Annotated in this window: 12 protein-coding genes; 10 read left to right on the plus strand and 2 right to left on the minus strand. The window is 67.6% G+C overall.

Annotation, left to right across the window (positions count from 1 at the left end; all coding sequences use genetic code 11):
- Window positions 1-254 precede the first annotated feature (254 nt).
- From ACJRPG_RS10080 to ACJRPG_RS10115, 8 genes are read left to right on the plus strand one after another with little or no spacing between them, the layout of a single operon-like run.
- Window positions 255-1,406, plus strand: a complete 1,152-nt coding sequence (locus ACJRPG_RS10080; RefSeq protein WP_407999932.1) for a DegT/DnrJ/EryC1/StrS family aminotransferase — start codon at window positions 255-257, stop codon at window positions 1,404-1,406.
- Window positions 1,407-1,417: 11 nt separating this feature from the next.
- Window positions 1,418-3,124 (plus strand): glycosyltransferase family 39 protein, encoded by a 1,707-nt coding sequence (locus tag ACJRPG_RS10085; protein WP_407999933.1) that lies wholly within the window; start codon window positions 1,418-1,420, stop codon window positions 3,122-3,124.
- Between the two features lie 40 nt (window positions 3,125-3,164).
- The gene (locus tag ACJRPG_RS10090) at window positions 3,165-4,133 is read left to right on the plus strand and encodes a glycosyltransferase (RefSeq protein WP_407999934.1); all 969 of its coding nucleotides are present in this window, start codon (window positions 3,165-3,167) and stop codon (window positions 4,131-4,133) included.
- Window positions 4,130-5,041 carry a formyltransferase gene (locus ACJRPG_RS10095; protein WP_407999935.1) on the plus strand — a complete coding sequence of 304 codons (912 nt, stop codon included), beginning with the start codon at window positions 4,130-4,132 and terminating at the stop codon, window positions 5,039-5,041. Before ACJRPG_RS10090 ends, ACJRPG_RS10095 begins: the two co-directional genes overlap by 4 nt.
- Window positions 5,038-6,090, plus strand: a complete 1,053-nt coding sequence (locus ACJRPG_RS10100) for a bifunctional UDP-4-keto-pentose/UDP-xylose synthase (RefSeq protein ID WP_407999936.1) — start codon at window positions 5,038-5,040, stop codon at window positions 6,088-6,090. The genes ACJRPG_RS10095 and ACJRPG_RS10100 overlap by 4 nt, the downstream gene beginning before the upstream one ends.
- Window positions 6,090-7,052: a polysaccharide deacetylase family protein gene (locus ACJRPG_RS10105; RefSeq protein WP_407999937.1), complete on the plus strand. Its 963-nt coding sequence runs from the start codon at window positions 6,090-6,092 to the stop codon at window positions 7,050-7,052. The genes ACJRPG_RS10100 and ACJRPG_RS10105 overlap by 1 nt, the downstream gene beginning before the upstream one ends.
- On the plus strand, window positions 7,049-7,462 hold the full coding sequence (locus ACJRPG_RS10110; protein ID WP_407999938.1) for a GtrA family protein: 414 nt from the start codon (window positions 7,049-7,051) through the stop codon (window positions 7,460-7,462). Before ACJRPG_RS10105 ends, ACJRPG_RS10110 begins: the two co-directional genes overlap by 4 nt.
- 37 nt (window positions 7,463-7,499) lie before the next feature.
- Complete coding sequence (locus tag ACJRPG_RS10115) at window positions 7,500-8,909, plus strand: UDP-glucose dehydrogenase family protein (protein WP_407999939.1); 1,410 nt, start codon at window positions 7,500-7,502, stop codon at window positions 8,907-8,909.
- Between the two features lie 30 nt (window positions 8,910-8,939).
- Here ACJRPG_RS10115 and ACJRPG_RS10120 read toward each other — a convergent pair whose 3' ends face one another.
- Window positions 8,940-10,322 (minus strand): sensor histidine kinase, encoded by a 1,383-nt coding sequence (locus tag ACJRPG_RS10120; RefSeq protein ID WP_407999940.1) that lies wholly within the window; start codon window positions 10,320-10,322, stop codon window positions 8,940-8,942.
- Entirely contained in the window at window positions 10,291-10,977 is a 687-nt protein-coding gene (locus ACJRPG_RS10125) for a response regulator transcription factor (protein WP_407999941.1), read from the minus strand. Before ACJRPG_RS10125 ends, ACJRPG_RS10120 begins: the two co-directional genes overlap by 32 nt.
- Before the next feature lie 152 nt (window positions 10,978-11,129).
- On the opposite strand from ACJRPG_RS10125, the gene ACJRPG_RS10130 reads away from it, so the two are divergent.
- Window positions 11,130-11,942 (plus strand): MipA/OmpV family protein, encoded by an 813-nt coding sequence (locus ACJRPG_RS10130; RefSeq protein ID WP_407999942.1) that lies wholly within the window; start codon window positions 11,130-11,132, stop codon window positions 11,940-11,942.
- Window positions 11,942-12,628 carry a response regulator transcription factor gene (locus ACJRPG_RS10135; protein ID WP_407999943.1) on the plus strand — a complete coding sequence of 229 codons (687 nt, stop codon included), beginning with the start codon at window positions 11,942-11,944 and terminating at the stop codon, window positions 12,626-12,628. Before ACJRPG_RS10130 ends, ACJRPG_RS10135 begins: the two co-directional genes overlap by 1 nt.
- Window positions 12,629-12,667: the final 39 nt, after the last annotated feature.

Here is a 12,667-nt window from a genome sequence, read left to right on the forward strand (position 1 = left end):
CCCCTGCCGCGTCAATTATTGCCACGGTAAGTATTCAGTAAGTCAACTTGCCCGACTATCAGTCCGCAGTCCCAAGACCCGGAGAAACAACCATGCGCTTACCTCGCAACTTCAACTCGCCTGCGCGATCCGCCATCCACACCGGAACGAGCGCCCCGCTGCCGGCGCCCGGCCTGCCTGTGGACGCGGGGTCCCGATTTCTGGACACGCATGACCCGATCCAGCCTTCCCGCCAACCGCGCTGGCCAACGTCTATGACACCCGAACTGCCATTCCTGCCATTTTCCCGTCCCACCATCGACGAGGCCACCATCGCCGGCGTCGGCGATGTGCTGCGCTCCGGCTGGATCACCAGCGGCCCAAAAGTACGCGAATTCGAGCAGCAGCTGTCCGCCTGTTTCGGCGGGCGTCCCGTGCTCACTTTTAATTCCGGCACCAGCACCATGGAAGTCGCGCTGCGCGTGGCAGGCATCGGGCTTGGCCACGAGGTCATCACCACGCCGATTTCCTGGCCGGCCACAGCGAATGTGATCCTGGCCGTGGGAGCGACGCCGGTGTTCGCCGATATCGACCCGGTCACACGCAACATCGACCTGGACCGGCTGGAGGCGGCGATCACGCCGCGTACGCGCGCGCTGATGCCGGTCCACTTGTCGGGCCTGCCGGTGGACATGGAGCGGCTGTACCAGATCGCCGCGCGCCACCGGCTACGCGTGATCGAGGACGCCGCACAGGCCTTCGGCTCGCGCTGGCGGGGCCGGCCCATCGGCGCCTTCGGCGACCTGGTGTCGTTCAGCTTCCAGGCGAATAAGAACCTGACCACCGGCGAAGGCGGCTGCCTGGTGCTGAACAACGAAGACGAGGCGGCACTTGCCGCCAGGCACCGCCTGCAGGGCGTCACCCGCAAGGGCATCGACGGCATCGATGTCGATCTCCCCGGCGGCAAGCACAATATGAGCGACATCATGGCGGCAATCGGCCTGGGCCAGCTCGCGAGCATCGAAGCCGTCACCGCGCACCGGCGCGCCTTGGCGCGCCATTACTTCGCCTGCTTCGGCGACGGCTTCGAGGCTGCCAGCGGCGCCCGGCTGCCGCTGGCCGACTTCGAGCACAGCAACTGGCACCTGTTCCAGATCATCCTGCCGGACCGGGGCAGCGGTACGCGCGCCGATTTCATGGAAGCGATGGCGCGCCGGGGCATCGGCACCGGCTTCCATTACGCGCCGATTCATTTATTCAGCCTGTACCGCGCACGCGGCTACACGGAGGGCATGTTCCCGGTGGCCGAGCGCATCGGCCGCCTGACCGTCACCTTGCCGATGTTCCACGCGATGAGCTTCGACGACGTCGAGCGCGTGGTGGCGGCCGTTGAATCAATCCTGATCCATCCGCAGGTGCCGCAATGAAACGAGATGCCATGCATGACACTCTTCACCAGCCGCTGAGCACCGGCGCCACGCCGTCCCTGTCCCCGGCGCTGCTGTGGATGCTGCTCGGCGGCTTCATCCTGCTCACGCTGGCCACGCTTGGCGTGCGCACCCTGGTGCCGCCCGACGAGGGCCGCTACGCCGAGATCGGCCGCGAGATGTTCGCCAGCGGCGACTGGATCACCACGCGCCTGAACGGCATCAAGTATTTCGAGAAGCCGCCCCTGCAAGCATGGATGAACGCGCTGACCTTCACCCTGTTCGGCCCGGGTGAATGGCAGGCGCGCTTGTGGACCGGCTTGTGCGGCATCATCGGCGTGCTCATGACCGCCTGGGCGGGGCGGCTGGTGTTCTCCCCCCGCGTCGGCCTGTATGCCGGCCTGGTGCTGGCGTCCAGCCTGTTCTGGCTGGCGGCGGGCCAGATCAATTCGCTCGACATGAGCCTGTCGGGCATGATGGCCACCTGCCTGGCCGCCATGCTGATCGCCCAGCGCGATGCCGCCACAGCCGGCCAGCGCCGCGCGTGGATGCTGCTTGCGTGGGCCGCGATGGCACTGGCGATGCTGGCCAAGGGCCTGGTCGGGGTGGTGCTGCCGGGCGCGGTGCTGGTGCTCTATGGCGCCGCCGCGCGCGACTGGCGCGTCTGGACCCGTCTTCACATGGGCAAGGGATTGCTGCTGTTCTGCGCCATCGCCGCGCCCTGGTTCATCCTGGTCGCCCAGCGCAACCCAGAACAGCCCTGGTTCTTCTTCGTCCACGAGCACTTCGACCGTTTCCTGAGCCCCGGCCACCAGCGCGAGGCGCCCTGGTACTTTTTCATCGTGCTGCTGCTGCCTGGGCTGTTGCCCTGGCTGGGCTGGCTGCCGCACGCGCTGGCGGCCGGCGCACGGCGCAGGCCGGGCCGCTTCCAGCCGCGCCTGCTGTTGCTGATCTGGTTCGCTTTCATCCTGGTGTTTTTCAGCATGTCGAGCTCGAAGCTGCCCGGCTACATCGTGCCGGTGTTCCCGGCCTTGGCGATGCTCACGGCGCTCTGCCTGGACGACGCCGGGCGCCGCCCGCACATGGCCGCCGCCGCGCTGCTGGCGGTGATCGGCGCGCTGCTGGTGGCCGCGGCGCCGGTGGCGCTGGCAACGGGCCGGGGCGGCGTTGCGCCGGAGCTCCTGCGCAGCTACCAGCCGTGGCTGATTGCCGCCGGCTGCATCCTGCTGGGCGGCGGCGGCCTGGCCTGGTTCTACGCGGCGCGCGTCCGGCGCGATCCGGCTGTATTGACGATGGCGGTGGCCGGTTTCCTCGCCACCCACCTGGTCGTCGCCGGCTTCGAGGGATACGGCAAGGAGCGCGCCGGCACCGCGCTGCTGCCCGCGATCCGGGCCGAACTGACGCCGTCCACCAGGCTGTACGCGGTCGGGCGCTACGAGCAGTCGCTGACCTTCTACCTGGGCCGCCCGGCCATCCTGGTCGAATACGTGGACGAATTCGGCTTCGGGCTGCAACAGGAGCCGCACCATGCCTTGTCCGGCCTGGACGAGTTCGTCGCCCAATGGCAGCGCGGCGGCGCCGCCGGCTTGCCTGGCCTGGCCATCGCCAGTCCGGCCATGTACGAGCTGCTGCGCCAGCGCGGCGTGCCGATGCGGCTCGTGGCGCGCGACCGGCGGCGGGTCGTGATCTCCAACCAATTGACGAAAGGACTGCCATGAGGGCGGCTGTGTTGACTGTATTACCCCGGGCGGTGTTCCGATGACGCCCGAATTGTCCATTATCATTCCGGTCTATAACGAGGAGCAGGGATTGCCCGGCCTGTTCGCGCGCCTCTACGCTGCGCTCGACGCGCTGCACACCAGCTACGAGATCGTGTTCGTCAACGACGGCAGCCGGGATGCCTCGGCCTCGCTGCTGGGCGAGCAGTTCCGCCGGCGGCCCGACGTCACCCGCGTGGTGCTATTCAATGGCAATTATGGCCAGCATATGGCGATCCTGGCCGGCTTCCAGTGCGCGCGCGGCGAGATCATTGTGACCCTCGACGCCGACCTGCAAAACCCGCCCGAGGAGATCGGAAAGCTGGTCGGCCTGGTCCGCGCGGGCCATGACTATGTGGGCTCGATCCGGCGCGTGCGCCAGGATTCGGCCTGGCGCACGCTGGCGTCGAAGGCAATGAACCGGATGCGCGAACGCATCACCAGCGTCCGCATCACCGACCAGGGAAATATGCTGCGCGCCTACAGCCGCAACGTCGTCGACCTGGTCAATCAATGCGAGGAGGTCAACACCTTCGTGCCGGCGCTGGCCTACATCTTCGCGCGCAACCCGGCCGAGGTCGTGGTCGGGCACGAGGAGCGCGCGGCCGGCGCATCGAAGTATTCCTTCTACAGCCTGGTAAGGCTCAACTTCGACCTGGTGACTGGCTTCTCGCTGGTTCCGCTGCAACTATTCTCGATGCTGGGGATGGCCCTGTCGGGCGCCTCCGGCATATTGGTGCTCGTGCTCCTGGCGCGCCGGCTGCTGCTTGGCGCCGAGGCCGAAGGCACGTTCACACTGTTTGCGCTCCTGTTCTTCATGATGGGCGTGATCCTGTTCGGCATCGGCTTGCTGGGCGAGTACATCGGCCGCATCTATCAGCAGGTGCGTGCGCGGCCACGCTATGTAGTGCAAACCATCCTCGAGGAACGGACTCCGGTGGCGCGGCTGCAGCGCGGGGCCGGGCGATGAAGGCGCGCGCCGTGGTGTTCGCCTATCACGAGGTCGGCGTGCGCTGCCTGCAGGTGCTGCTGGCCGGCGGCGTCGATGTCGCGCTGGTCCTCACCCACGACGACGATCCGGCCGAGAACATCTGGTATGGCTCGGTGCGGGCCTTGTGCCGCGAGCGTGGCATCGCTACTGCAGTTTATGCCGATCCCACCGATCCGGCCCTGCTGGCGGCCGTGCGCGCGGCGCGGCCGGATTTCCTCTTCAGCTTTTATTACCGCCACCTGCTGCCGGCGGCCGTGCTGGCCGTGGCGCCGGCCTACAACATGCACGGCTCCCTGCTGCCGGAATTCCGCGGCCGCGCGCCCATCAACTGGGCGGTGCTGCATGGCGCCGACCGCACCGGCGCCACGCTGCACGAGATGACCGTCAAGCCCGATGCGGGCGCCATCGTGGCTCAGACAGCCGTGCCCATCCTGCCCGACGACACCGCCTTCGAGGTCTTCGGCAAGGTCACTGTGGCAGCCGAACAGACCTTGTGGGGCGTGCTGCCGGCGCTGCTGGCAGGCACCGCGCCGCGCCGCTGCAACGACCTGCAGCAAGGGAGCTACTTCGGCGCGCGCACGCCGGCCGATGGCCGCATCGACTGGCACGCCGACGCGCAGACCGTCTATAACCTGCACCGCGCGGTGGCGCCGCCCTACCCTGGCGCCCACACGCGGCTGGGCGGCGTGCTACTGACGCTGGCGCGGGCGCGCCTGATGCCGGGCCGCCTGGCGTCCGGCATGGCGCCCGGCCTTGCGGTGCTCGACGGCCGGATCGTCGGCGTGTGCGGCGACGGACGCATGCTCGCCATCACCTCATTGCTGGACGGCCTGACCGAAGTATCGCCTCAACAGTTACAAACCATGCTCACCCGGAACCACCCATGAAAAAAGTCCTTATCCTCGGCGTCAACGGCTTCATCGGCCACCACCTGTCCAAGCGCATCCTCGAAACTACCGAGTGGGAAGTGTTCGGCATGGACATGCACAGCGACCGCATTACGTCCCTGCTGGAGAACCCGGCCTACAGGCCTCGCATGCACTTCTACGAGGGCGACATCACTATCAACAAGGAGTGGATCGAGTATCACGTGAAGAAGTGCGACGTGATCGTGCCGCTGGTGGCGATCGCCACGCCCTCGACCTATGTCACGCAGCCGCTGCGCGTGTTCGAGCTCGATTTCGAGGCGAACCTGCCCATCGTGCGCGCCGCCGCCCGCTACGGCAAGCACCTGGTATTCCCGTCGACCTCCGAGGTGTACGGCATGTGCCGCGACGAGGAATTCGACGCGGAGCGCTCCGAGCTGGTTTGCGGCCCGATCAACAAACCGCGCTGGATCTATTCCAACGCCAAGCAATTGATGGACCGCGTGATCTGGGGCTACGGCATGGAGGGCCTGAACTTCACGCTGTTCCGCCCATTCAACTGGATCGGCGCCGGGCTCGACTCCATCCACAGCACCAAGGAGGGCTCGTCGCGCGTGGTGACGCAGTTCTTCGGCCATATCGTGCGCGGCGAAGCGATCTCGCTGGTCGACGGCGGCGCGCAACAGCGCGCCTTCACCTACGTCGACGACGGCATCGACGCGCTGGTGCGCATCATCGCCAACGCCGGCGGCGTCGCCAGCGGAAAAATCTATAACATCGGCAATCCGGCCAACAATTATTCGATCCGCGAACTGGCCACGATGATGCTGGCCCTGGGCGCCGACTATCCCGAGTACGCGGAGGCGGCGCGCCGGGTACGCATCGTCGAGACCAGCGCCCAGGCTTACTACGGCGCCGGCTACCAGGACGTGCAGAAGCGTGTGCCGAAAATCGCCAACACCTGCGAGGACCTGGGCTGGCGGCCGGTAACGGACATGGCCACCGCGCTGCGCCATATCTTCGATGCCTACCGCGGCCAGGTGCTGCAAGCCCGCGCGCTGATCGACTGATGGACGCGACCGCCCCGCTGCTGACGCTCAAGATCGACGTCGACACCTACCGCGGCACCCGGTTTGGCGTGCGCCACCTGGTGCGCATGCTGCGCGCGCGCCAGGCCAACGCCACCTTCCTGTTCTCGCTTGGCCCGGACCATACCGGATGGGCGCTGCGGCGCGCCCTGCGGCCGGGCTTCTTCAGCAAGGTGGCGCGCACTTCGGTGATCGGCCATTACGGATGGAAGACACTGATGTACGGCACCCTGCTGCCCGGCCCCGACATCGGGGCGCGCTGCGCCGGCGAGCTGCGCGCCGTGCGCGACGCCGGCTTCGAATGCGGCATCCACACCTGGGACCACGCGCTGTGGCAGGACAACGCCGCCGCGCGCGGCGACGCCTGGACCCAGGCCCAGATGGACCAGGCGGCGCGGCGCTACGCCGCCGTGTTCGGCGTGCCGCCGCATACCCATGGCGCGGCAGGCTGGCAGATGAACGCCGCCGCCTTCGCCGCGCATGACACGGCCGGCTACCTGTACGCATCCGACGGCCGCGCCGCGCTCGATGCGCGCGGCGCGCTGTGCGATCCCGGCAGCGGCCCGCACCGGCTGCTGGCCGGCGGCCGTCTGCTGCGCTGCGTCCAGCTGCCGACCACGTTGCCGACGCTGGACGAATTGCTGGGGCGCGAGATTGACGGCCGCCTGATCACGGCCGGCAACGTGGCCGGCCATCTGCTGTCGCTCACGGCCGCCGGCCCGCGCGATCATGTCTACACGCTGCACGCGGAGCTCGAGGGCCAGAAACTGGCGCCGGTATTCGAGCGCCTGCTCGACGGCTGGCTCGCGCAAGGCTACCGCCTGGCTTCCATGGCCGACTACTACGAGAAGATCAGACACGCGCCGCTGCCCGCGCTGCCGTGGGGCTGGGGCGAGGTGCCCGGGCGCTCGGGGCGGGTGCTGATGCAGGGTGGCGTGCCATGAGCCGGGCCGCGCCTGCTGCCCCGGCGGCGTCGCTGCCGGCGCAGTTCCTTCGCTTCGCCATGGTCGGCGCCACAGGGACGGCGGTGCAGTACCTGGTGCTGTGGCTTGGCGTTGAACGCTGCGGCCAGGATGCAGCCACCGCCTCCGGCGCCGGCTATGTGCTCGGCACGCTGGTCAACTATGCATTGAATTATTTCCTGACCTTCGGCAGCGAGCAGCTGCACCGGCGCGCGGCCAGCCGCTACTTCACCGTACTGGGCCTGGGCTGGTGCCTGAATACCGCGCTGGTGTGGCTGCTGGTGCGCGAACTGCACTGGCACTACTGGAGCGCGCAGGTGCTGGCCACTGGACTGGGCCTGTTGTGGAACTTCGCCGGCAGCCGCTGGTGGGCGTTCCGCGCTGGGCCTTAGCGAACCAAATTTCCAACCGATTGAATAGGGTACCATCATGAAAATCACCATCATCGGCACCGGCTACGTTGGCCTGGTGACGGGCGCCTGCCTGGCCGAGCTGGGCAATGACGTCGTCTGCCTCGATATCGACCAGAACAAGATCGCGCTGCTCAATGGCGGCGGCATGCCGATCCATGAGCCGGGCCTGGAGGAGCTCGTCGCCCGCAACCGCGAGGCCGGCCGCCTGCGTTTTTCGAGCGACATCGCCGCCGCCGTGGCGCACGGCGACCTGCAGTTCATCGCCGTCGGCACCCCGCCCGACGAGGACGGCGCCGCAGACCTGCGCCATGTGCTGGCGGCCGCGCGCGAGATCGGCCGCCACATGCAGGGCTTCAAGGTCGTCATCGACAAGTCCACGGTGCCGGTCGGTACCGGGGAGCGCGTTGCCGCCACGATCCGCGCGCAACTGGCCGCGCGCCCGGATGGTGGCGGCGGCGCGAGCTTCTCGGTGGTGTCCAATCCCGAGTTCCTCAAGGAGGGCGCGGCAGTTGACGATTTCATGCGCCCCGACCGCATCGTCATCGGTTGCGACGACAGCAGCGAGGGCGAGCGCGCACGCGAACTGCTGCGCAAGCTCTACCGGCCGTTCAACCGCAACCGCGAGCGCACCCACTGGATGGACGTGCGCTCGGCCGAGTTTACCAAATACGCGGCCAACGCCATGCTGGCCACCCGCATCTCGTTCATGAACGAACTGGCCAACCTGGCCGACCAGGTCGGCGTGGACATCGAGGCGGTGCGCCATGGCATTGGTTCGGACCCGCGCATCGGCCACAGTTTCCTGTACGCCGGCGCTGGTTACGGCGGCTCGTGCTTCCCCAAGGACGTGCGGGCGCTGGAACGCACGGCGCGCGAGTTCGGCCAGGAACTGTTGATCATGAGCGCGGTCGAGGCCGTGAATCAGCGCCAGAAATTACTGCTGGGGCAAAAGATTGTCGAGCGCTTCGGCGGCGACCTGCGCGGCCGGCATTTTGCCGTCTGGGGCCTGGCGTTCAAGCCCGGCACCGACGACATGCGCGAGGCGCCCGCGCGCACCCTGCTGCGCCGCCTGCTCGACGCCGGCGCGACGGTTGCGGTGTATGATCCGGTCGCAATGCCTGAAGCGCGCCGTGCCCTGCCCCTGGACCTGGACCGCGAGCAAATGGAGCGGGTGCGCTTCGCCGCCAGTCCGCTCGACGCCGTGGCCGGCGCCGACGCGCTGGTTATCGTCACCGAGTGGAAGGCGTTCCGCAGCCCCGATTTCGGCAAGATCAAGACGGCCCTGCGCCAGCCGCTGGTCTTCGATGGCCGCAATCTGTTCGAGCCGGAGGCAATGGACGAGTACGGCATTGAATACCACGGCATCGGCCGCGCCTCGCAAACCGTGGCCGGCATCGCGGAGTCGCCGTGCCGCGCGGCCGCGTAGAGGCAGCGGCCCGGGCCAGAACCGGCGGGTTCAGGTATCCGGCGCTGGCCGGGTTGTCAGTCTGAACAGCAGGCCTGGCTCCATCCGCTGCGCCGCCAGGGTCCAGCCGTGCGCCCGCGCGATCTCCTGGCAGATGGCGAGGCCCAGTCCTGCGCCATGGTCGCGGCGATGCGCCCCCCGCCAGAAGCGCTCGAACATGCGCGCCACTTGTTCCGGCGCCACCCCGGGTCCATTGTCGCGCACCGTCAGCGCGTCGGCGCTGGTGGTTACGCACACCTCGCTGCCTGCAGGGGCATGCTGGATGGCGTTTTCCAGCAGGTTTTTCAGCAAGGTAAACAGTGTTGCCCGGTCGGCCCGCCATGGCGCTGCCGGACCATCGTGGCGCAGGGTCAGGCGCACATTCGCCGCCTCGGCCATCCGCCGCAGGTAGCCGACCGCCTCGGCGCCGACGTCGCGCGGATCGACCACGGCGAAAATGTAATTCTGCTCCTCACTGGTTTCAGCCAGCAGCAGCAACTGCTGCACCTGGCGCGTCATGTGCTGGATGTCGCTGAGCAGCGCATCGCGCTCCTGGCCTTTTTCCGTCTGCTCGGTTTGCGCGCGGATCAGGGCGAGCGGCGTTTTCAGCTCATGCGCGGCAGTCGCCAGGAAGCCTTGCTGGACGCGATACCCCTGTTCCAGACGCTCCAGCACGCGGTTGAAACTGTCGACCAGCGGCGCGATCTCGGCCGGCACGTCCTTGACCTGCAGCCGCGCGTGCAGCGCCCGCGGCGAGATCGCCGCAGCCGACTCCGACAGCTCGCGCAGCGGCTTGAGCGTGTAGCGCAGCGTGATGAGCGCGCAGGCGCCGAACACGAAGAGCAGGACCAGGCTGAACAGCACGATGCCGCCGCCCATGAAGGGCAGCGCAAACACCGTCTGGAACAGCTCGATGATGCGCTTGCTGGCGGCAAACTGCACATACCAGCGCTGGCCCTGATGATCGACGGCGGCCGTTCCGGCATACATCGGCACGCCGTTGAGCTCGAAGGTGAAGGGGCCGGACTGCAAACGGCGGGTTTCGGGTGTCGACGGCCATTCCGTGCCGGGCCCGGTGGCGGACGCCAGCGCGACGCGGCCATCGGCATCCAGCACCCGGTAGCCGGTCTCGTGCCTCAGGCTGTCGTACATCCAGCGATGGCTGTCTTCGCTGTCGAGGAATCCAACCGGGCGTCCGGCGCTATCGAAGAGCAAGGCCTCGCCCAGCTCCTCGGTGCGTTCCGCCACGTCCGAGCTCGGCAGGTAATCGCTTTGTGTCGTGATGAGGTAAATGGTCCCCAGCAGCAAAGCGATGCTCAGCACCACGCCGGCCACGAAGGCCAGCAAGACTTTCACGCCCAGGCTATTCAGCCACATCGGCTTCGCGTAGCGCATAGCCCAGTCCTCTCACATTGATGATTTGCTGTCGTGAACCGATGGCCAGCAGCTTGCGGCGGATCCGGTACAGGACGACGTCGAGCGCGTTGGGGGTGACGGCCTCGCTCAAGCCCCAAGCGGCCGCCTCCAGCGCGCCACGGCGCACCACCTCCGCCGGTTTGCGCACCAGCAGCAGCATGATTTGCATCTCGGCCGGCGCCAGCGTAACGCTTTCCGAGCCGCAGCAGAGCATGCCGGTCTCAGGACGCAGGCTCAGGTCGGCGTGGCCGGGCGCCAGGGTGTGGTATTCCACAGGCCGGCGCAGCAAGGCCCGCACGCGCGCCACCAGCTCGTCGATGGCGAACGGCTTGGGCAGATAGTCGTCGGCGCCGGCATCGAGCCCTTCCACGCGGTCATGCAGCGCGTCGCGCGCGGTCAGCACCAGGCAAGGCAAGCCCTGCCCGGCGGCCCGCAGGCGCCGCAGCAGGCCCAGCCCATCGCCGTCCGGCAAGCCCCGGTCGAGCACCAGCGCCTTGTAGGGCACGCGTCCGACAGCATCCCACGCCAAGTCGATGCGTTCGACGACATCGACCGCGATGCCGGCGCCGCGCAGCGCCTTGCACATCAGCCGAGCCAGGCGGTCGTGGTCTTCGAGGAGGAGAATGCGGTTCATTACAACGATGTAGGTATCCCAGGCCTGCGCGGGCTGTATTTGCCATCACTGTAAATGAGAAATTCAATTTGAGAAAGATTTTTCAGGGTAAGTATTCAGTAAGACGACCTGGGCGACGATGTGGCTTCACATTCAACATTTGGAGAAATCACATGCTGCCTCCACGCATCCTTACCCTGGCCTCCCCTTCGACACGCAAGCACGCGAGGGCCGCTGCGGCCCTCGCGCTGGGGCTGAGCGCCACCGCCGTGGCGGGCGCCGCCGCGGCCGACGAGGGGTCCTCGTGGGGACTGGGCGTCGCCGCGTTCAGCGCGCAACAGCCTTACCCCGGCAGCAGCCGGGAAAACAAAGTGCTGCCCCTTATCTCCTATGAGAACCAGTATGTGCGCGTGTTCGGTCCGGTCGCCGAATTCAAGGCATACAGCGCCGATCTCGGCGGCGGCCAGCGCCTCGACCTGCGCGTGGTCGGCAAATACGACTTTAGCGGCTATGAGCCCGGCGACGCGCCCATCCTGAATGGCATGCGCGAGCGCAAAGACAGCTTCTGGGCCGGCGGCAAGGTGACATGGCGTACCGGCCTGGTCGACGTCAGCGCCGAAGTGCTGGCCGACGTCGGCGGCAAGAGCAAGGGCCGGCGCGCCAACCTCAGCCTGGAAAAGAACTGGCGCATCGGCGAGCACTTCATGCTGACGCCGCGTGTCAGCGCCGCCTGGGTCGATAAAAAATACGTCGACTATTACTATGGCGTCGCCGCCGACGAGGTCCGCGCCGGCCGCGCGGCGTACACGGGCAATTCCGGCGTCAACGCCGAACTGGGCCTGCGCGGCGCTTACTTCATCGATGCGCACCACTCCATGTTTCTCGATCTCGGCGTGAGCAAGCTGTCCAAAAAGATCAAGGACAGCCCGCTGGTTGACCGTTCGAGCGTGAATCGTGTCGGCCTGGGATATCTGTACCGCTTCTGATGAGCCGCATCCTGCTCGTCGAAGACCACGACCGCCTCGCCCAGCTGATGTGCAAGGCGCTGGCGGCGGCCGGCATTGCGGTCGACGTCATGGACCGCATCGACACCGCCTGGACCGCCATGCGGCAACTGCCGTACCAGGCCGTCGTCCTCGACCGCGGCCTGCCGGACGGCGATGGGCTGTCGCTGCTGCAGCGCGTGCGCGGCGCCGGGCTGCACGTGCCCTGCCTGGTGCTGACCGCACGCGACGCGCTGCATGACCGCGTGGAAGGCCTGGAGGCAGGCGCCGACGACTACCTGCCCAAGCCCTTCGCCATGGACGAGATGGTCGCGCGCGTGCGGGCCCTGCTGCGCCGCCCTGTCGATGTCCGCCCGCTCGACCCCAGCCACGACGACCTGACGCTGCGCCCCGACGCGGGCCTGCTCTGCTGTGCGGAAGAATGCGTCACCCTGGCCCCGGCGGAGATGCAGATCATGCTGATGCTGGTGCACCGGCACGTCGAGGTGGTGCGCCGCAGTGCGCTGGAGGCCGCGGCGTGGGGCTTGAACGAGGCGGTCACGCCCAATGCCCTGGACGTGGCGCTGCACCGGATCCGCCGCAAACTGCTGGCCATCGGCTCACGCCAGCGGATCGTCAATGTGCGGGGACTTGGCTATGCGCTACGCGCGGCCGATTTGGCTGACTAGCTGCGCTCATGGTTTTGAGTGTTTGCGCGTCCCGCATTG

Source organism: Pseudoduganella rhizocola (genome assembly GCF_045984285.3).
Lineage (GTDB): Bacteria > Pseudomonadota > Gammaproteobacteria > Burkholderiales > Burkholderiaceae_D > Rugamonas.

Bases quoted from the DNA above. Each gene is read 5' to 3' on its own strand.
- ACJRPG_RS10080 (WP_407999932.1), top strand. From the start codon at position 255: ATGACACCCGAACTGCCATTCCTGCCATTTTCCCGTCCCACCATCGAC.
- ACJRPG_RS10085 (WP_407999933.1), top strand. From the start codon at position 1,418: ATGCATGACACTCTTCACCAGCCGCTGAGCACCGGCGCCACGCCGTCC.
- ACJRPG_RS10090 (WP_407999934.1), top strand. From the start codon at position 3,165: ATGACGCCCGAATTGTCCATTATCATTCCGGTCTATAACGAGGAGCAG.
- ACJRPG_RS10095 (WP_407999935.1), top strand. From the start codon at position 4,130: ATGAAGGCGCGCGCCGTGGTGTTCGCCTATCACGAGGTCGGCGTGCGC.
- ACJRPG_RS10100 (WP_407999936.1), top strand. From the start codon at position 5,038: ATGAAAAAAGTCCTTATCCTCGGCGTCAACGGCTTCATCGGCCACCAC.
- ACJRPG_RS10105 (WP_407999937.1), top strand. From the start codon at position 6,090: ATGGACGCGACCGCCCCGCTGCTGACGCTCAAGATCGACGTCGACACC.
- ACJRPG_RS10110 (WP_407999938.1), top strand. From the start codon at position 7,049: ATGAGCCGGGCCGCGCCTGCTGCCCCGGCGGCGTCGCTGCCGGCGCAG.
- ACJRPG_RS10115 (WP_407999939.1), top strand. From the start codon at position 7,500: ATGAAAATCACCATCATCGGCACCGGCTACGTTGGCCTGGTGACGGGC.
- ACJRPG_RS10120 (WP_407999940.1), bottom strand. From the start codon at position 10,322: ATGCGCTACGCGAAGCCGATGTGGCTGAATAGCCTGGGCGTGAAAGTC.
- ACJRPG_RS10125 (WP_407999941.1), bottom strand. From the start codon at position 10,977: ATGAACCGCATTCTCCTCCTCGAAGACCACGACCGCCTGGCTCGGCTG.
- ACJRPG_RS10130 (WP_407999942.1), top strand. From the start codon at position 11,130: ATGCTGCCTCCACGCATCCTTACCCTGGCCTCCCCTTCGACACGCAAG.
- ACJRPG_RS10135 (WP_407999943.1), top strand. From the start codon at position 11,942: ATGAGCCGCATCCTGCTCGTCGAAGACCACGACCGCCTCGCCCAGCTG.